Annotated in this window: 17 protein-coding genes and 1 riboswitch; of the genes, 12 read left to right on the forward strand and 5 right to left on the reverse strand. The window is 60.3% G+C overall.

Annotated elements, in window-relative coordinates:
- The first annotated feature begins 170 nt into the window (after positions 1–170).
- The 5 genes from cysM to ABJ99_RS08600 all read left to right on the forward strand — a co-directional run bounded on the left by cysM (position 171) and on the right by ABJ99_RS08600 (position 6,345).
- On the forward strand, positions 171–1,073 hold the full coding sequence (cysM, locus tag ABJ99_RS08580) for a cysteine synthase CysM (protein WP_007251499.1): 903 nt from the start codon (positions 171–173) through the stop codon (positions 1,071–1,073).
- A complete protein-coding gene (gene rlmD / locus ABJ99_RS08585) occupies positions 1,073–2,428 on the forward strand; it encodes a 23S rRNA (uracil(1939)-C(5))-methyltransferase RlmD (RefSeq protein ID WP_054085459.1) in 1,356 nt (451 codons plus the stop codon). The genes cysM and rlmD overlap by 1 nt, the downstream gene beginning before the upstream one ends.
- A gap of 157 nt (positions 2,429–2,585) precedes the next feature.
- The gene (gene relA / locus ABJ99_RS08590) at positions 2,586–4,829 is read left to right on the forward strand and encodes a GTP diphosphokinase (protein WP_054085460.1); all 2,244 of its coding nucleotides are present in this window, start codon (positions 2,586–2,588) and stop codon (positions 4,827–4,829) included.
- 112 nt (positions 4,830–4,941) lie between these two features.
- The gene (gene mazG, locus ABJ99_RS08595) at positions 4,942–5,775 is read left to right on the forward strand and encodes a nucleoside triphosphate pyrophosphohydrolase (protein ID WP_054085461.1); all 834 of its coding nucleotides are present in this window, start codon (positions 4,942–4,944) and stop codon (positions 5,773–5,775) included.
- Positions 5,776–5,805: 30 nt separating this feature from the next.
- The gene (locus ABJ99_RS08600) at positions 5,806–6,345 is read left to right on the forward strand and encodes a DUF2058 domain-containing protein (protein ID WP_054085462.1); all 540 of its coding nucleotides are present in this window, start codon (positions 5,806–5,808) and stop codon (positions 6,343–6,345) included.
- A gap of 94 nt (positions 6,346–6,439) precedes the next feature.
- Here the strand turns inward: ABJ99_RS08600 and ABJ99_RS08605 are convergent, their stop codons facing one another.
- The 4 genes from ABJ99_RS08605 to purM form a co-directional block, all read right to left on the reverse strand.
- Entirely contained in the window at positions 6,440–6,619 is a 180-nt protein-coding gene (locus tag ABJ99_RS08605) for a hypothetical protein (RefSeq protein ID WP_007251494.1), read from the reverse strand.
- A gap of 380 nt (positions 6,620–6,999) precedes the next feature.
- Positions 7,000–7,713, reverse strand: coding sequence for a DUF3108 domain-containing protein (locus ABJ99_RS08610; RefSeq protein ID WP_024672697.1), 714 nt, complete (start codon positions 7,711–7,713; stop codon positions 7,000–7,002).
- An 8-nt stretch (positions 7,714–7,721) separates the two neighbouring features.
- Positions 7,722–8,372, reverse strand: a complete 651-nt coding sequence (gene purN / locus ABJ99_RS08615; RefSeq protein ID WP_054085463.1) for a phosphoribosylglycinamide formyltransferase — start codon at positions 8,370–8,372, stop codon at positions 7,722–7,724.
- Entirely contained in the window at positions 8,372–9,430 is a 1,059-nt protein-coding gene (gene purM / locus ABJ99_RS08620; RefSeq protein ID WP_054085464.1) for a phosphoribosylformylglycinamidine cyclo-ligase, read from the reverse strand. Before purM ends, purN begins: the two co-directional genes overlap by 1 nt.
- A gap of 341 nt (positions 9,431–9,771) precedes the next feature.
- Here purM and ABJ99_RS08625 point away from each other — a divergent pair, with 341 nt between their 5' ends.
- From ABJ99_RS08625 to ABJ99_RS08650, 6 genes are all read left to right on the forward strand, one after another.
- The gene (locus ABJ99_RS08625; protein WP_054085465.1) at positions 9,772–10,869 is read left to right on the forward strand and encodes a DUF2066 domain-containing protein; all 1,098 of its coding nucleotides are present in this window, start codon (positions 9,772–9,774) and stop codon (positions 10,867–10,869) included.
- A 39-nt stretch (positions 10,870–10,908) separates the two neighbouring features.
- On the forward strand, positions 10,909–11,982 hold the full coding sequence (locus ABJ99_RS08630) for an AI-2E family transporter (RefSeq protein ID WP_054085781.1): 1,074 nt from the start codon (positions 10,909–10,911) through the stop codon (positions 11,980–11,982).
- Positions 11,983–12,216: 234 nt separating this feature from the next.
- Positions 12,217–12,921, forward strand: a complete 705-nt coding sequence (hda, locus tag ABJ99_RS08635; protein WP_007251488.1) for a DnaA regulatory inactivator Hda — start codon at positions 12,217–12,219, stop codon at positions 12,919–12,921.
- Positions 12,915–13,679 carry an NAD-dependent deacylase gene (locus ABJ99_RS08640; RefSeq protein WP_054085466.1) on the forward strand — a complete coding sequence of 255 codons (765 nt, stop codon included), beginning with the start codon at positions 12,915–12,917 and terminating at the stop codon, positions 13,677–13,679. The genes hda and ABJ99_RS08640 overlap by 7 nt, the downstream gene beginning before the upstream one ends.
- Before the next feature lie 74 nt (positions 13,680–13,753).
- Positions 13,754–14,479: a C40 family peptidase gene (locus tag ABJ99_RS08645; RefSeq protein ID WP_054085467.1), complete on the forward strand. Its 726-nt coding sequence runs from the start codon at positions 13,754–13,756 to the stop codon at positions 14,477–14,479.
- A 94-nt stretch (positions 14,480–14,573) separates the two neighbouring features.
- A complete protein-coding gene (locus ABJ99_RS08650; protein WP_054085468.1) occupies positions 14,574–15,119 on the forward strand; it encodes a C40 family peptidase in 546 nt (181 codons plus the stop codon).
- 217 nt (positions 15,120–15,336) lie between these two features.
- On the opposite strand, the gene ABJ99_RS08655 is transcribed toward ABJ99_RS08650, so the two are convergent.
- Complete coding sequence (locus tag ABJ99_RS08655; protein ID WP_054085469.1) at positions 15,337–16,665, reverse strand: PQQ-dependent sugar dehydrogenase; 1,329 nt, start codon at positions 16,663–16,665, stop codon at positions 15,337–15,339.
- 122 nt (positions 16,666–16,787) lie between these two features.
- Positions 16,788–17,001, forward strand: a riboswitch (cobalamin riboswitch).
- Positions 17,002–17,092: 91 nt separating this feature from the next.
- Between ABJ99_RS08655 and cobO the strand changes: the two genes are divergently transcribed.
- Positions 17,093–17,704, forward strand: coding sequence for a cob(I)yrinic acid a,c-diamide adenosyltransferase (gene cobO, locus ABJ99_RS08660; RefSeq protein WP_005766671.1), 612 nt, complete (start codon positions 17,093–17,095; stop codon positions 17,702–17,704).
- Position 17,705: the final 1 nt, after the last annotated feature.

Raw genomic sequence — 17,705 nt, forward strand, 5'->3', positions numbered from 1 at the left:
TTAGCTATTTAGCGCCGTCATGGGCACCTAACTCTTTTGCCGGCCTATGAGCGCGGTAAAAAAACAGCTCGTTATGTCTTTTGGGAATAACGACCGCACTTTGCGTGATATGGGCTTTGGGCGTTTGCCGTTATGATAGGCGCCCCCGCAGACTGGACCGCGAATACGCCATGACCCTGCAGTATCCAACCATTGCCGATTGCGTCGGCAACACCCCGCTTGTGCGTCTGCAACGCATGGCGGGCAATACCAGCAATACCCTCCTGTTGAAACTCGAAGGTAACAACCCGGCTGGTTCGGTAAAAGACCGCCCGGCGCTGTCGATGATCACCCGTGCCGAGCTGCGCGGCCAGATTCAGCAGGGTGACACGCTGATCGAGGCCACGTCCGGCAACACCGGCATCGCGTTGGCCATGGCTGCCGCGATCAAGGGTTACCGCATGATTCTGATCATGCCGGACAACTCCAGTGCCGAGCGCAAGGCGGCGATGACGGCCTATGGCGCCGAGCTGATTCTGGTCAGCAAGGAAGAAGGCATGGAGGGCGCTCGTGATCTGGCCGAGCGCATGCAGGCCGAAGGACGCGGAAAAGTGCTCGATCAATTCGCCAATGGCGACAATCCCGAGGCGCATTACACGTCCACTGGTCCGGAAATCTGGCAGCAGACGGCCGGCACCGTCACTCATTTCGTCAGTTCGATGGGCACCACCGGCACCATCATGGGTACCTCACGCTACCTGAAAGAGCAGAATCCCGACGTACAGATCGTCGGTCTGCAACCGATGGAAGGCGCGTCGATCCCTGGCATCCGCCGCTGGCCGACTGAATACCTGCCGAGAATCTACCAGTCGGATCGTGTCGACCGGATCATGGACATGGGCCAGACCGAAGCCGAAGAGACCATGCGCCGCCTGGCCCGCGAAGAAGGCATCTTCTGCGGCGTGTCTTCCGGTGGTTCGGTGGCCGGCGCGCTGCGCATTTCCCAGGAAGTCGAAAACGCCGTGATTGTGGCGATCATCTGTGACCGAGGCGACCGCTACCTGTCGACCGGCGTTTACGATTTGCCCAACTGATGGCCAAGCATGAAAGAGGTTTGCGCTTCCAGCCGACCGGCGGCGTCAAAAGCGTGCAGATTCCTGCCGGTAAAAAGCAGCGGCTGAGCATCGAGCGGCTGTCCGATGACGGACGCGGCATTGCTTTTCTGGATGGCAAGACCTGGTTCGTCGCGGGCAGTCTGGCCGGCGAAGAGATCGAAGCACGGGTGCTCAATGCGCGGGGCAAGGTTGTTGAAGCGCGCACCGAGCGTGTGTTTGTTGCCAGCGACATGCGTCGTGCCCCGGCCTGTGATTATTTCGGGCGTTGTGGCGGGTGCAGTGTTCAGCACGTGCCCCATGAAGAACAGCTTGCCCTGAAACAGCGCATGCTCGCCGAACAATTGTTGCGGGTGGCGAACGTCACTCCGGATCAGTGGGCCGCGCCTTTGAGTGGGGCCGAACTGGCCTATCGCCGACGTGCGCGGGTCGCGGTGCGCTGGGACGCCAAGGCCAAACGGCTGGATGTCGGATTCCGCGCCGCCGCCAGTCAGGATATCGTCAGCATTGAAGAGTGTCCGGTGCTGGTACAGGCCTTGCAACCGATCATGCGTCAGTTGCCAGCGATGCTGAAGAGTTTCAGCAAGCCGCAGGTGCTGGGACATGTCGAATTGTTCAGCGGTTCGTCGAACGCCGTGTTGCTGCGCCATACCGCGCCGTTGGCCGATGCCGACCTGGCAACCTTGCAGGCCTTCTGTTCAACGCATGGCGCGCAGCTCTGGCTGCATGGCGAAGACGAGCCACAGCCGGCCAGCCCCGGCGATACGCTGGGTTACCGGCTGGAGCCGTGGAATCTGCAACTGGCCTGGCGTCCGGGAGATTTCATTCAGGTCAACGCGGCGGTCAATACCGCGATGATCGAGCAGGCCCTGCAATGGCTGGCGCCTGGCCCTGATGAACGTGTGATGGATCTGTTTTGCGGCCTGGGCAACTTCGCCTTGCCGCTGGCGGGTCTGGCAAAAGAAGTGGTGGCGGTCGAAGGTGTTGCGACCATGGTCGAACGTGCAGCCGCCAACGCAATGAGTAATGATCTGCACAATGTGCGGTTTTTTCAGGCGGATCTTTCCCAGCCGCTGACACACGCCGACTGGGCGGCAGAGGGATTTTCTGCGGTACTCTTGGACCCGCCGCGTGACGGGGCTTTTGAAGTGGTGCGCCAGATCCGGAAAACAGGTGCCCGGCGGTTGCTTTATGTTTCATGCAACCCGGCAACTTTGGCTCGTGACACGGTCGAACTGGTTAATCAGGGCTACCGATTAAAACGTGCCGGAATCCTCGATATGTTCCCGCAGACGGCGCATGTCGAGGCGATGGCTTTATTCGAAATGAGTAAGTGAGCAGCTTTCACTGGATAGAGTCTGGCTGCTGACAGGGAATCTCATTCAATCCGACTGGCCCGCGAATGCCGGTCCTTGCTTGCCCGGCAAGTGGCATTCGCTCAGAAGGCTGGCGACTGATGGCGCTATTCATCGCGCCGTAGGGAAGGTAAGCAGCATGGTACAGGTGAGAGCGAACCAGCCGATAAACACAGACGGCAGTATCAATCTCGACGCGTGGCTCGATCATATTGTCAGCGTCGACCTGGTCCTGGACCGGGAAGTCATGAAAACGGCCTGTGAATTTGCCCGACAAGCCGAGCAGAACGATAAGGTCCACAAGAATCACTGGGCAGACGACACCTCCAGTTTCCAGACCGGTCTGGAAATCGCCGAGATCCTTGCGGATCTCAAGCTGGATCAGGATTCGCTGGTTGCTGCAGTGATCTACCGCGGCGTGCGTGAAGGTGTCATTCCGTTGCCGGAAGTCGAGCAGCGTTTCGGCTCGACCGTGGCCAAACTGATCGACGGCGTGCTGCGCATGGCCGCGATCAGTGCCAGCCTCAGCCCGCGACAATCGTTGGTGCTGGGCAGCCAGGCGCAAGTCGAAAACCTGCGCAAGATGCTGGTGGCGATGGTCGACGACGTGCGCGTGGCCTTGATCAAACTGGCCGAGCGGACCTGCGCGATTCGTGCGGTGAAGAACGCCGACGACGAAAAGCGTAACCGGGTGGCGCGGGAAGTCTTCGACATCTATGCGCCGCTGGCTCACCGCCTGGGCATCGGCCACATCAAATGGGAGCTGGAAGACCTGTCTTTCCGCTACCTGGAGCCGGAGCAGTACAAGCAGATCGCCAAGCTGCTGCACGAGCGCAGGCTGGATCGCGAGCGCTTCATCAGCGAGGTCATGTCGCAGCTCGACAACGAACTGCAAGCCACCGGGGTGACCGCTGACATCAGCGGCCGAGCCAAACACATCTATTCCATCTGGCGCAAAATGCAGCGCAAAGGCCTGGCGTTCAGTCAGATCTACGACGTGCGTGCGTTGCGCGTGCTGGTCCCGGAAATGCGCGATTGCTACACCGCGCTGGGCATTGTGCATACCTTGTGGCGGCATATTCCCAAAGAGTTCGACGATTACATCGCCAACCCCAAGGAAAACGGTTATCGCTCGCTGCATACCGCCGTCATCGGGCCGGAAGGCAAGGTGCTGGAAGTGCAGATCCGCACCCATGCCATGCACGAAGAGGCTGAATTGGGCGTTTGCGCGCACTGGCGTTACAAAGGCACCGACGTCAAATCCGGTTCCAATCATTACGAAGAGAAGATTTCCTGGCTGCGTCAGGTCCTCGAATGGCATGAAGAGCTGGGCGATATCGGTGGTCTGGCCGAGCAGTTACGGGTCGATATCGAGCCGGACCGGGTGTATGTCTTCACCCCGGATGGTCACGCCATCGACCTGCCAAAAGGCGCGACGCCACTGGACTTCGCCTATCGGGTGCACACCGAAATCGGCCATAACTGCCGTGGCGCGAAGATCAACGGCCGCATCGTGCCGCTCAACTACAGCCTGCAAACCGGTGAGCAGGTCGAGATCATCACCAGCAAGCACGGTACGCCGAGCCGCGACTGGCTGAACTCGAACCTGGGTTACATCACCACCTCGCGTGCGCGGGCCAAGATCGTTCACTGGTTCAAATTGCAGGCGCGCGACCAGAACGTTGCCGCCGGTCGAACCCTGATCGAGCGCGAACTGGCGAGGCTTGCGCTGCCGCAGGTCGATTTCGAAAAGCTGGCGGATAAAGCCAACCACAAGACTGCCGACGACATGTTCGCGGCCCTGGGCGCGGGCGATCTGCGTCTGGCGCAACTGGTCAACCTGGCTCAGCAGCAGGTCGAGCCGGATCGGGTCAACGAGCAACTGGAGCTGATCCCGCGCAAGGCCACCGGCTACAAGCCGGGCAAGCGCGGCGATATCCAGATTCAGGGTGTCGGCAACCTGATGACCCAAATGGCCGGCTGCTGCCAGCCGCTACCGGGCGATGCGATTGTCGGTTACATCACTCAGGGCCGTGGCGTCAGCATCCACCGCCAGGATTGCGCCTCGGTGCTGCAACTGGGTGGCCGCGAGCCCGAACGGATCATTCAGGTCAGCTGGGGCCCGGTGCCGGTGCTCACCTATCCGGTGGACATCATCATCCGTGCCTACGACCGTTCCGGGCTGCTGCGTGACGTTACCCAGGTGCTGCTCAACGAGCGCATCAACGTACTGGCGGTCAACACCCGTTCGAACAAGGAAGACAACACTGCGCTGATGTCCCTGACCATCGAGATCCCGGGTCTGGACGCGCTGGGCCGGTTGCTGGGGCGGATATCCCAGTTGCCGAACATCATCGAAACACGCCGGAACAGGACGCCTTGAGAGAGGCAGCTGCAAGCTGCAAGTTTTAGGCTGCAAGCTAAAGCGGATTGCGGTTGCTTCTAGCTTGTGGCTTGCAGCTGACAGCTAACCCGCTGCGACCGAAGGAAGCCCCATGTACACAGTAGAAGACCTGCTTCACCTCATGGCCCGGCTGCGTGATCCGCAGTTCGGTTGCCCGTGGGATTTGAAGCAGACGTACGCCAGCATCGTGCCGCATACGCTGGAAGAGGCCTATGAAGTGGCGGACGCCATCGAACAGGGCGATCTTGATCATCTGCAGGGTGAACTGGGCGACCTGCTGTTTCAGGTGGTTTTCTACGCGCAGTTGGCCAAAGAGGAAGGGCGCTTCGAGTTTGACGGCGTGGTGGACGGGATTACCCGCAAGCTGCTGCGTCGCCATCCGCATGTGTTCCCGACCGGTGAACTGTATGCGCCGCCGGAGACGCCGCGTCTGACCGATGAGCAGGTCAATCGGCGCTGGGACGAAATCAAGGCTGAAGAGCGTGCCGAGAAGCCCGGTGGGCCCGAGCAGTTGTCGCTGCTGGACGACGTGCCGGCTGCCTTGCCTGCGCTGAGCCGGGCCAGCAAACTGCAGAAGCGTGCTTCCCGGGTTGGCTTCGACTGGCCTGCGGCATTGCCGGTGGTCGACAAGGTGCGTGAAGAACTCGATGAAATTCTTGAGGCCATGGTCGACAATGACGCCGAGGGCATCGCTGAGGAAGTCGGCGATTTGCTGTTCAGTGTCGTCAATCTGGCCCGGCATCTTAAAGTTGATCCGGAAACTGCGTTACGCTCGGCCAATAACAAGTTTGACAGACGCTTTCGATTCATTGAACAGGCATTGCGCCACCTCCAGCGTCCTATCGAAGAGTGCTCGCTCGAAGACATGGATGCGTTGTGGGGCGAAGCCAAACGTCAGGAAAAGAGCACGCCCGGCTGCGGCTGAGGGTGCGGTAACGGCATAAGTGAGTAGACAATGAGCCTTTCCCTTCGCGACCAGTTGCTCAAGGCAGGTCTGGTCAACCAAAAGCAGGCCAAGCAGGTCGGCAAAGAAAAGCAGAAAGAGCAGCGTCTGGTGCACAAGGGCCAGGCTCAGGCCGACGACTCGCAAAAACGTGCGGCTCAGGAAGCTCAGGCTGAAAAAGCCAGGCGTGATCAGGAGCTCAATCGTCAGCAGCAGGAAAAAGTCGAGCAGAAAGCCCGTGCCGCGCAGGTCAAGCAACTGATCGAAGTGTCGCGTCTGCCCAAGCTGATCACCGAGGATTACTACAACTTCGTTGACGACAAGAAGGTCAAGCGGATCCCGGTCAACGCCATGGTGCGCAACAAGCTCAGCAGCGGCTCGCTGGCGATTGTGCATCACGGCGGCGGTTACGAAATCATCCCGCGTGAGGCGGCGCTGAAGATCCAAGAACGTGACCCGCGCCGCGTTGTATTGCTCAACACCCCGACCGAGGCGCCGGATGCTGATGATCCGTATGCGGCTTATCAGGTGCCTGACGATCTGATGTGGTAATCCGCTGACCCATTGAACCGTTCAACAAGACAAAACCCGCATTCAGCGGGTTTTGTCGTTTCTTGTTCTAGGGTTTCTGGTTCAGGGCAAGTGCTCAGTGGTTGCCTTGGCTTTCCTGCGCTTCCAGCTCTTCCTTGTACCGAAGAGCGTCGGACTTGACGTGGAACATGCCGACGAGTTGGTCCTGTTGATGCACGTCCCAGATCTGAATGCCGTCGGCTACAGCTTCGTGGGAGAGGTGGGCGTCGTCGCGTTCAGTAACTCTGACAGTCATAGTAGTTAGCTCCTGACTTTGATGGCCTGAATGGTTAGGCCTCTGGATACTGCGGCGATGTGTCGCAGGCCTCTTTTATAGAAGTTGTTAGCTCCCTAAGTAAATAGCCCGTTCAGGTTCCTGGATGCTCAGAAAATGATTGAACCCCTGCAGCCCTTGCATGGCGTGGCTTGCAGCGGAGCGCTGGAAAAGTGAAGGATTTTTCATGTGCTTTGAGCATAGGAAACGATAATCCCGACTAACGATAACCTCAACTATCGTGCTGACAGTCCCGCGTTGGTACGCCGATCTAAACTACCGTACGACGCTCTGCCGCCTCGCAGCCAATAAAAAGCCCCGCTAAAAAGCAGGGCTCTGTGTCGCGGGGGCGGTCAGGGCAATCAGCTGCCTTTGACGGCCTTGCCGTTGACGGTGCCGTCGAGCAGCACGATGTTGTATTCTTTACCGTCGGTTTCGACCTGTTGCAGGCGCACCAGCAGGTAATCCCAGTCCTTGGCGAACCACAGCACGGTGGTGCGCTTGCTTTGCGTCGGGTCGCGTACGCGCTCGACCTTGATGGCGTCGACCTGGCCGGTCTTGGTCTCTACTTTTTCAGAGCCCAGCACGCGGAAGTCATAAGTATCCACTTCGTCACCGTCGACGACCTGGTAGCTCATGCTCTTCTTGCCCATGGCAACGTCATGCTGCAACGCCAGCTGGTATGTGGACTTGTCGAGAATGCCTCGGTTGAGCGGCAGCTTGATCGCGTCGCCACGGTCGGTGCCGGTGACGAACTTGGTGTTCCAGTCGAACACCAGATCGACCTTCTTGGACTTGCCCAGACCACTCCGCTCGAAGCTGTAGGTCTGAGGCAGCAGCGCATCCTTGTCGACTTTCAGGGTGCTGACTTCGGTCAGGCTGGCGATCATCATCGAGGCTTTGAAATTCAGCGTCCAGGTGCCATTGGCCCCGGCTTCCAGGCTGCGTTCAGCGGTGCCGCTCATAGGCAGCTGTTTCCAGTCGGCGGTGTAGCTGGCGGAGAAAGGTTGAAGGTCTGCCGCCTGTACAGCAGGCAGTGCGAGCAGAGCGAAAGCGAAGAGCAGAGCGCGACGCATAATATCTCCTAGATTCGAATCAAGTGGCCACTGGCCGGGAGTGGCTGGCCATCCAGTAAGGCGCCTTGTTCGCCAAGCCTCAATCGGCCTTCTGCGAACCAGCGAATTGCCAGCGGATAAATATGATGCTCCTGGACATGGACCCGTTGCGCGAGCGCTGCGGGCGTGTCGTGCAACTGTACCGAAATAACTGCCTGTACGACCAGTGGGCCGCCATCGAGTTCCTCGGTGACGAAATGCACGCTGCAACCATGTTCGGCGTCACCGGCTTCCAGCACCCGCTTGTGAGTGTGCAAGCCTTTGTAACGCGGCAGCAGGGAAGGGTGGATATTAAGCAGGCGACCCTGATAGTGGCGCACGAATCCGGCGCTGAGGATGCGCATGAACCCGGCCAGTACCACCAGTTGCGGCTGGAACGTGTCGATCAGTTCGATCAGCGCTGCATCGAATGCCTCGCGGCCCTCGTAGGCGGTGTGGTCCATTGCGCAGGCATCGATGCCTGCGTCCCGGGCGCGTTGCAGACCGAAGGCATCTTCGCGGTTGGAAATCACCGCGCGGATGCGGACGGGGCTGTCCGCGTCCTGGAAACTGTCGATCATCGCTTGCAGGTTGCCGCCGGTGCCGGACAGCAGCACCACGACATCGCAGATGGCTGGCATCAATGTGCCTTGAGGTTTTTCAGCTCGACCTGTGCGGCACCTTCGGCGGCGGTCGCGATCTGGCCGATCACCCATGGCTGCTCGCCGGCTTCGCGCAGAACGTTCAGGGCTGTATCAACGTGTTCCTGAGCGACACAGATGACCATGCCAACGCCGCAGTTGAGCACGCGGTGCATTTCGTTTTCGTCGACGTTGCCTTGCTGCTGCAACCAGTCGAACACCGCCGGACGCTGCCAGCTCGCCACATCGACCACCGCCTGAGCGCCTTCCGGCAACACACGAGGGATATTGTCCAGCAGACCGCCACCGGTGATATGCGCCATGGCCTTGACCGCGCCGGTTTCCTTGATCAGCTTGAGCAACGGCTTGACGTAGATACGCGTCGGCGCCATCAGCAGCTCGGTCAACGGCTTGCCGTCCAGCTGGATGTTTTCGATGTCGGCACCGGCGACTTCGATGATCTTGCGGATCAGCGAGTAGCCGTTGGAGTGCGGGCCGGACGATGGCAGGGCGAGCAGGGCATCACCGGCAGCGACTTTCGAACCGTCGATGATTTCGGCCTTTTCCACGACGCCGACGCAGAAGCCTGCCAGATCGTAGTCTTCGCCTTCGTACATGCCTGGCATTTCAGCGGTTTCGCCGCCGACCAGCGAGCAGCCCGCCAGTTCGCAGCCAGCGCCGATACCGGTGACCACCTGAGTGGCGGTGTCGACGTTGAGCTTGCCGGTGGCGTAGTAATCGAGGAAGAACAGCGGCTCAGCGCCACACACCACCAGATCGTTGACGCACATGGCGACCAGGTCGATGCCGATGCTGTCGTGCTTGTTCAGGTTCAGGGCCAGACGCAGCTTGGTGCCCACGCCGTCGGTGCCGGAGACCAGTACCGGTTGCTTGTAGCCAGCCGGGATTTCGCAGAGGGCGCCGAAGCCTCCCAGGCCGCCCATGACTTCCGGACGCTTGGTGCGCTTGGCGACGCTCTTGATGCGTTCGACCAATGCTTCACCGGCGTCGATGTCTACACCGGCGTCTTTATAGCTCAGGGAGGGTTGCTTGCTCATAGAAAATCCAGGCCTTTAGGGGGGATTCGGAGGTATCGACCGCTGCGTTAGGACCCGTTCAGCACCGCGCTGTGAGGCGATGTTAAGGTTGGGCCTTGGCAATTGCCGGTCTGCGAAGGCGCGCGATTTTATCAGGCTTGCTCCTCAGGGGCCATCCTTGCGCCGACAACAGGGCGGTGTCGGGCTAAATAAACCTGACCTGAGGTCCACGATCAGTGCGATTCCAGACGGTTAAGGTGTACTTTATGCCGAAATTGAATGATTGGCGGCTCACGGCTGTCCCAGTCTGTGCACCTCCTGAAGCTGCTTCTTTATTACTTTTTTCCGTTCGGGAACTGTCCATGCGTTTTTCCAGAATCCTTCTCGTCGGCTGCCTGTCCCTGGTCAGCCTTCCCGGTCTTGCCGAAACGGTGAGCAATCTTTACCAGGTGCGCGAGCCCGTCAGCGGCCAGTCGCCTGATGAGCGCACCCGCGCGACCCAGGCCGCCGTCGAAACCCTGGTGCTGCGCCTGACCGGCGATGCCAAGGCCGCGCAGGGTTCGGCGATTGCCGCGTTGCGCAAGGACCCGCAGCAAATCATCAGTCAGTACGGCTATGAGGCCGGTCCGCCGGAAACCCTGTTGGTGGATTTCGATCCGGCGACCACCGAGCGTGCGTTGCGCGACGCCGGGCTGTCGATCTGGGGCAGCAATCGCCCCTCGATCCTTGGCTGGTGGCTGAATGACTCCGTTGAAGGTGCCAACCTGGTCGGCGACGGCCAGACTGCTGCCGAGCCATTGCGCCGAGCTGCGCAGCACCGCGGTCTGCCCTTGCGCCTGCCGCTGGCTGACCTGAGCGAACAAAGCATTGGTAACGCGAAGACCCTTGAGGGCACTGATCCTGCGCCGCTCAAAACGGCGTCCGAACGTTACGGCGCTGACGCGATTCTCGCCGTGCACGCCAGAGAAGAAGCCGGCCAGTGGCAGGGCAAGTGGCGCCTGTGGCTGGGCGATCAGCGTGAGCAGGGCACCGCGACCGGGGCAACCTCCGAGGCGCTGGCCGATGCGGTGCTGCTGTCAGTCAGCGAGCGCCTGGCGCCACGCTTCGTCGCCAGGCCCGGTGCTTCGACCGGCATGCTGGTGCAGGTGCAAGGCATGACGCTGGAGCGATATGCGCAATTGCTGCAGTTACTCGAACCGTTCGGCGTGCGTCTGAGTTCCGTACAGGGCGATCGGGTGGTCTTCGACGTCAGTGGCAGCGCCGATCAGCTACGCTCGCAGATGTCGCTGGCCAGATTGCAGGAAGTGCCTGCCGCTGAAGCAGCGGCTGCAACTGCGCCCGCCGTTGCTCCTGTCGATGCTGCGGCACCGGCACCGGCTGCGCCAGCCACGGCGCCTGCGACTGCGCAGGCACCGATGATTGTTCCGGCCGCAGCGCCACAACTGTATTTCCGCTGGTAACCCGGCAAGAATGCTTTTTCATTGGGTTGAGGGATGTTGATGACTGATACGCGGCGTTGGTTCTGGATTGGCGGGCTGGCCTTGCTGGTCGCTTTCGTGGTGCTGCTGCACACGATCCTCACTCCTTTTCTGGTGGCGTTGCTGCTGGCGTACATGGGCGATCCGCTGGTCGATCGTCTGGAGCGTGCCGGGTTGTCCAGAACCCTGAGTGTGGTTGCGGTGTTCGGCCTGTTCACCCTCATATTGATGGCGTTACTGCTGGTGCTGGTGCCCATGCTCGCCAAGCAGCTGTTCCGCCTGTACGAACTGGCACCGCAGATTCTCGACTGGTTGCAGCACTCGGCTCTGCCGTGGGTGCAGGCCAAGTTCGGTCTGGCGGACGGCTTCTGGAAATTCGACAAGATCAAGGCCGCCATTTCCGAGCACATGGGGCAAGCCGGGGACATCGTTTCCATTGTCCTGTCCCAGGCCACGGCGTCGAGCCTGGCGCTGATCGGCTGGCTGACCAATCTGGTGCTGATCCCGGTGGTGTGTTTCTACCTGTTGCGTGACTGGGACATCATGACCGGCAAGATCCGTGGGCTGCTGCCGCGTCAGCGTGAAGGACAGATCGTCAAACTCGCAGGCGAATGCCATGAAGTGCTGGGCGCATTCATTCGCGGGCAGTTACTGGTCATGGTCGGTCTTGGAGTGATCTACGCAGCCGGTCTGATGCTGGTCGGTCTGGAGCTGGGGCTGTTGATCGGGGTGATCGCCGGTCTGGCGGCCATCGTGCCTTATATGGGCTTTGTGATCGGCATTGGTTCGGCGCTGGTGGCTGGCTTGTTCCAGTTCGGCGGTGATCTGTACCCGATGATGGGCATTGTCGCGGTGTTCATGATCGGCCAGGCTCTTGAAGGCATGGTCCTGACGCCGCTGCTGGTGGGTGACCGCATCGGTCTGCACCCGGTGGCGGTAATCTTTGCGATCCTGGCGGGTGGTGAGCTGTTCGGTTTCACCGGCATTCTGCTGGCCCTGCCGGTGGCGGCGGTGATCATGGTGCTGGTGCGCCACATGCACGACGTCTACAAAGACTCGGAAATCTACGCCGGTGCGGACGATCCTGAGTTGTAACCTTTCAAACGGTTGCTTCATATCAAAAGGCCTCTGCACAGCCCCGTGTTGAGGCTCGCCGGAAGGGCGCATGCACTGCGCCAAACCGGCTCTCTCCGTCCGCGCTTTCCCTGTCCTGACGCAAACCTTTGATTTTGCTTGAGGTCTGTCGCATTGTGCGACCCGCCTCACGGGTATAAACTTCGTGCACTTTACACAGAGGCCCTTGACGGTTTGCATGAGCCGTTAGTCAGCATGAAACCGATTCAGCTGCCCCTGAGTGTGCGTCTGCGTGATGACGCCACTTTCGTCAATTACTATCCAGGCGCCAACGCCGCTGCACTCGGCTATGTCGAGCGGCTGTGCGAAGCCGATGCCGGATGGACGGAAAGCCTCATTTACCTATGGGGCAAGGACGGAGTAGGGCGCACGCACCTGCTGCAGGCGGCGTGCCTGCGTTTCGAGCAGATGGGCGAACCGGCGGTTTACTTGCCGCTGGCGGAAGTCATCGATGAAGGCATCGAGCTGTTCGACCACCTGGAGCAGTACGAGCTGGTCTGTCTCGACGACCTCCAGGCCGTGGTCGGCAAGCCGGACTGGGAAGAGGCCCTGTTTCACCTCTTCAACCGCCTGCGTGACAGCGGCCGTCGCCTGCTGATTGCAGCGTCCAAATCTCCCCGCGAACTGCCGGTCAAACTGCCTGACCTCAAATCCCGGCTGACCATGGCGCTGGTGTTCCAGATGCGCGGGCTGTCCGACGAGGACAAGCTGCGCGCGCTGCAATTGCGTGCTTCACGGCGTGGCCTGCACCTGACCGATGATGTAGGTCATTTCATCCTGACGCGTGGTACGCGCAGCATGAGCGCGCTGTTCGAATTGCTCGAGCGCCTCGATCAGGCCTCGCTCCAGGAAAAACGCAAGCTGACCATTCCCTTCCTTAAAGAGACGCTTGGGTGGTAGATCAGGCGCTGGTTCTGCAAACCGCCGCAGCGTTACGCCATGCACAGCGGATTCTGGTGATTACCGGGGCGGGCCTCTCGGCAGACTCCGGGTTACCAACCTATCGCGGCGTAGGCGGGCTCTATAACGGCAAGACCGATGACGGGCTGCCTATCGAAATTGCCCTGTCCGGGCCGATCCTGCGCCGCGATCCTGAGCTGTGCTGGAAATACATCGCCGAGCTGGGCAAGGCTTGCCTGGGCGGTGAGCCGAACGTTGCTCACTACGCGATTGCCCAGTTGCAACGCCTCAAGCCCGAGTGCTGGGTGCTGACCCAGAATGTCGATGGCTATCATCGCGCGGCGGGCAGTCCGCCCGAGCGTCTGATCGAGATCCATGGGCAACTTGCGCCGCTGTTCTGCCAGTCCTGCGGCGCGCAAGATTCGCAGCTTGGCGAGCACTTGCAGCGTCCGTTGCCGCCGTTGTGTCGTGTATGTAGTGGCGTTTTGCGACCGCCCGTCGTTCTTTTTCAGGAAATGCTTCCTGAAAAGGCCCTGGAAACACTGTATGAACAAATGGCTACAGGCTATGACGCAGTGCTGAGTATCGGCACCACCGCCAGCTTCCCCTATATCCATGAACCGGTCATTCGCACCCGCGTTTCCGGGGGATTCACCGCAGAAATCAACCCTCAGCCGACTGACCACAGTGCGCAGATGGACGTTTTTCTGCAGTGCCGCGCGGCACATGTCATGGCCGAACTCATAAGTCACATCTAGTTCGATTGAATTTGCAAATCGCTTTCATTGCGGGCATAGTCTCGACTTCTTAACAGTCAGCCACGGTTGTGCCCATGCAAGTTGTTCGCTTCGCACCCCTCGTGCCCCTCGCACTCGTCACCTTCCTGTTCGGTTGCTCGGCCAATATGCCGGTTGCACAGCAAGAACAGGCCCAGCCCGTTCCACGTTATCAGAACACGGTCACTGCACAGTCCGCAGCCCGCCGCGCCGATGCCGCAGCTCTGCAGGACGAGATGGCCACTGAAGATGAACTGGCCCAGTTCGCTGATAACAAATCCTACAAACTGCCGGTTCTTGCCGACAGCATCCTCGAACGTGGCAAGTCACTGATCGGTACTCGCTACAAGTTCGGCGGCACGTCCACGTCGTCAGGTTTCGATTGCAGCGGTTTCATCGGTTACCTGTTTCGTGAAGAGGCCGGCATGAGCCTGCCGCGCTCCACGCGCGAAATGATCAACGTTGATGCTCCGCTGGTTTCACGCAACAACCTCAAGCCTGGCGATCTGCTGTTCTTCAGCACTCGCGGCAAGAGCAGTGTGGTAAGCCACGCAGCAATTTACGCCGGTAACCAGCAGTTCATTCACTCCAGCAGTCGCCGCAGTGGCGGGGTGCGCATCGACAGCCTCGATGACGCCTACTGGAGCAGGACCTTCATTGAGGCCAAACGGCCTTTGGCGATGGTGCCGGGCACAGTCGCTGTAAAATCTACACCGGTTGCCACGCAGACAACGGCGATGACATCGACTACAGTCAAAACCGCGCAAAAGCAGCGTAAATAACCCAATAGAATGCGCAGACCAGGACCTTCGGGTCTTTCTGTGTTTTTGAGCTTCCCGGCAGCGTAAGCCGCATCCAGATCAGGTTGTTGTGGTTATGTCGATTGCGTTACGCCTGATGGTCATCTCTGTTGCCGCGCTGCTGGGGGCTTGTGCCAGCGCGCCGCCACCGCCCCAGGCGCCCCGGATCGCTCAGCGTCCGGTGGTCACCGCTCCCCCTCAGATTCTCTCTCCGGCTGCCGAAGACGTGCTTTTCCGTGCGCTTGGCCTGGTCGGTACGCCTTATCGCTGGGGCGGCAACACGCCTGACTCGGGTTTCGATTGCAGCGGCCTTATAGGTTATGTCTATCGTGATGCCGCGGGCATTTCCCTGCCGCGTTCGACCCGCGAAATGATCGTGATGGGCGCACCGAATATTCGTCGTGAGCAGTTGCAGTCAGGTGATCTGGTGTTCTTCGCCACGTCGGGTGGTTCGCAGGTGTCCCACGCGGGCATCTACGTCGGCGAAGGCCGCTTCGTGCATGCACCAGCCACGGGCGGCACAGTCAAACTCGACAGCCTCGACAAGCCTTACTGGCAGCGCGCCTACCTCAACGCCAAACGCGTGATCCAGCCAGCAAGCCTGGCGCAGATTCGGCCGTAGTGCCCCGCTCGGTCCTGCTCAAGATCGGACGCAGAACGGCATGCCGACGCAGAGCGTTGCACGATAGTTGATAATCGAAGCGCTTTTTTATCGCGATGGNNNCAGAACCGCTGTGTGACGCACACTCAAGGTCGGACGCAGAGCGTCCAGAACGGCATGCCTACGCAGAGCGCAGGCACGATAATCAAGACTTGTGTGACCGAAGAGCGCATAGGCGTTACTGAGCCGCCTTGGCCGATGTCACGCGCCAGATTTTGTTGCCGACGTCATCCGCCACCAGCAAACCGCCATGCTGATCATTGACCACGCCGACCGGGCGGCCCATGGCTTTTTCGTCTTTGTTGAGGAAACCGGTCAGCACGTCGACGGGCGCACCATTGGGTTTGCCACCGCTGAACGGGATGAACACCACTTTATAGCCGCTGTGCGGTTTGCGGTTCCATGAGCCGTGCTGGCCGACGAACAAACCTTCGTTGAACGGTGCGGCCAGTGTTTTGCCGTCAGCGAACACCAGGCCCAGCGAGGCCGTGTGCGGGCCGACGGCATAATCCGGGGCAATTGCCTTGGCGACCAGTTCCGGGTTTTGCGGTGTCACACGCTGGTCGACATGCTGGCCGTAGTAGCTGTAAGGCCAGCCATAGAAAGCGCCATCCTGCACCGACGTCACGTAATCAGGCACCAGATCGCTGCCGATCTCGTCGCGTTCGTTGACAGCGGTCCACAACTTGCCGGTTTTCGGCTCCCAATCCATGCCGTTCGGGTTGCGCAGGCCTGACGCGAAGATGCGGTGCTTGCCGGTGGCGGCATCCACTTCCCAGATCGCTGCGCGACCTTCTTCCTTATACATGCCGTTCTCGGCCACGTTGCTGTTCGAGCCGACGGTCACGTACAGCTTGCTGCCGTCCTTGCTGGCGATGACGTTCTTGGTCCAGTGGTGATTGAGCGTGCCGCCCGGCAGGTCGACCACTTTGGTTGGCTGTGCGCTGATCGACGTCTGACCCGCTTCATACGGGAAGCTGATCAGGCGGTCGGTATCAGCGACATACAGCTTGTTGCCCACCAGCGTCATGCCGAACGGCGAATTGAGGTTCTGCAGGAAGACGGTGCGGGTTTCTGCGACGCCGTCTTTGTCTACATCGCGCAGCAACGTGATGCGGTTGGCGCTCGGCACGCCAGCGCCTGCACGGCCCATGACTTTTTCCATGACCCAGCCGCGAATGCCCTTGGAGTCATCCGGTTTGGCGGGCGAGTTGGTTTCCGCCACCAGCACATCGCCGTTGGGCAGCACGTACAGCCAGCGCGGGTGATCCAGGCCTTCAGCGAAGGCAGCCACCTGGGTGCCGGATGCGGCCACCGGTCTGGCGCCTTTTTCCCAGCCGATGGCAGGCGCGATATTGACGGTCGGGATCAGCGTCTTGTTGGGCTCCGGCAGCTGGGGCGAGGGGCCTGTTCCGTCCGAGACTTGCAGCCTGGACGACTCGCCGCAGGCCGCAAGGCCGCCGGCAACCAGAAGCAGCACTGCGTAGTGGGGTCTGAGTTTGAACATGTTGGATCTCCATAAGTTAAGGCGTGGTCCTGTAACTGATAGAGGCGTGCTGATCCACCGAGGTTCAATCGCGTTCCATAACGCCTGCGCTGTCGATTGACGCTCCCGGCCCAACCCTCTACCCTTCGCGGCTTGTTTCAGGTGCTCTGCAATCCTCGATTGGCAGAGTGAAACAGGGAAGCCGGTGTGGATCGACCGATCCGATCCCGGCGCTGCCCCCGCAACGGTAAATGAGTCAAGGCTGTGCATCGTGCCACTGTGTTTCGACACGGGAAGGCGTTCAGCCGGGGTAACCCGCTCATGAGCCCGGAGACCGGCCTGAATCAGTCAATGGCATCACGGAGGGTGATGTTCTGTGCAGGCCGTTGCCGTGCTGTCCAGTGCTGTCCTTCCGTGTGCTTTCGCCTGCCCCGAGCGGAGAGCCGACATGAACGAATCCCCCGAACGCGACGAACGCCATCTGGCGCGCATGCAGCGCAAAAAAGCCGTGATGGACGAGCGCATTGCCAGTTCGCCCAATGAGTGCGGCCTGCTGCTGGTCTTGACCGGCAACGGCAAAGGCAAGAGCAGCTCCGCTTTCGGCATGCTCGCCCGAGCCATGGGCCACGACATGCAATGCGGTGTGGTGCAGTTCATCAAGGGCCGCAACAGCACCGGCGAAGAAATGTTCTTCCGGCGCTTTCCCGAGCAAGTGCGTTATCACGTGATGGGCGAGGGTTTCACTTGGGAGACCCAGGACCGCCAGCGCGACATCGCCGCCGCCGAAGCTGCCTGGGCCGTGTCGCAGGAAATGCTCCGCGACCCGAGCATCGGTCTGGTGGTGCTCGACGAATTGAATATCGCCCTCAAGCATGGCTACCTCGACCTGGAACAGGTGTTGACCGACTTGCAGGCGCGTCCGCCGATGCAACACGTGCTGGTCACCGGCCGGGGTGCCAAGCCCGAACTGATCGACCTGGCCGACACCGTTTCCGAGATCGGCGTGGTCAAGCATGCGTTCCAGTCCGGTATCCGCGCGCAAAAAGGTATCGAGCTGTGAG

Source organism: Pseudomonas syringae pv. cilantro, assembly GCF_001293775.1.
GTDB classification, from domain to species: Bacteria; Pseudomonadota; Gammaproteobacteria; order Pseudomonadales; family Pseudomonadaceae; genus Aquipseudomonas; species Aquipseudomonas syringae_P.

Excerpts from the sequence above, each read along its gene's own strand:
- cysM (WP_007251499.1), top strand. The coding sequence starts at position 171 with ATGACCCTGCAGTATCCAACCATTGCCGATTGCGTCGGCAACACCCCG.
- rlmD (WP_054085459.1), top strand. The coding sequence starts at position 1,073 with ATGGCCAAGCATGAAAGAGGTTTGCGCTTCCAGCCGACCGGCGGCGTC.
- relA (WP_054085460.1), top strand. The coding sequence starts at position 2,586 with ATGGTACAGGTGAGAGCGAACCAGCCGATAAACACAGACGGCAGTATC.
- mazG (WP_054085461.1), top strand. The coding sequence starts at position 4,942 with ATGTACACAGTAGAAGACCTGCTTCACCTCATGGCCCGGCTGCGTGAT.
- ABJ99_RS08600 (WP_054085462.1), top strand. The coding sequence starts at position 5,806 with ATGAGCCTTTCCCTTCGCGACCAGTTGCTCAAGGCAGGTCTGGTCAAC.
- ABJ99_RS08605 (WP_007251494.1), bottom strand. The coding sequence starts at position 6,619 with ATGACTGTCAGAGTTACTGAACGCGACGACGCCCACCTCTCCCACGAA.
- ABJ99_RS08610 (WP_024672697.1), bottom strand. The coding sequence starts at position 7,713 with ATGCGTCGCGCTCTGCTCTTCGCTTTCGCTCTGCTCGCACTGCCTGCT.
- purN (WP_054085463.1), bottom strand. The coding sequence starts at position 8,372 with ATGCCAGCCATCTGCGATGTCGTGGTGCTGCTGTCCGGCACCGGCGGC.
- purM (WP_054085464.1), bottom strand. The coding sequence starts at position 9,430 with ATGAGCAAGCAACCCTCCCTGAGCTATAAAGACGCCGGTGTAGACATC.
- ABJ99_RS08625 (WP_054085465.1), top strand. The coding sequence starts at position 9,772 with ATGCGTTTTTCCAGAATCCTTCTCGTCGGCTGCCTGTCCCTGGTCAGC.
- ABJ99_RS08630 (WP_054085781.1), top strand. The coding sequence starts at position 10,909 with ATGACTGATACGCGGCGTTGGTTCTGGATTGGCGGGCTGGCCTTGCTG.
- hda (WP_007251488.1), top strand. The coding sequence starts at position 12,217 with ATGAAACCGATTCAGCTGCCCCTGAGTGTGCGTCTGCGTGATGACGCC.
- ABJ99_RS08645 (WP_054085467.1), top strand. The coding sequence starts at position 13,754 with ATGCAAGTTGTTCGCTTCGCACCCCTCGTGCCCCTCGCACTCGTCACC.
- ABJ99_RS08650 (WP_054085468.1), top strand. The coding sequence starts at position 14,574 with ATGTCGATTGCGTTACGCCTGATGGTCATCTCTGTTGCCGCGCTGCTG.
- ABJ99_RS08655 (WP_054085469.1), bottom strand. The coding sequence starts at position 16,665 with ATGTTCAAACTCAGACCCCACTACGCAGTGCTGCTTCTGGTTGCCGGC.
- cobO (WP_005766671.1), top strand. The coding sequence starts at position 17,093 with ATGAACGAATCCCCCGAACGCGACGAACGCCATCTGGCGCGCATGCAG.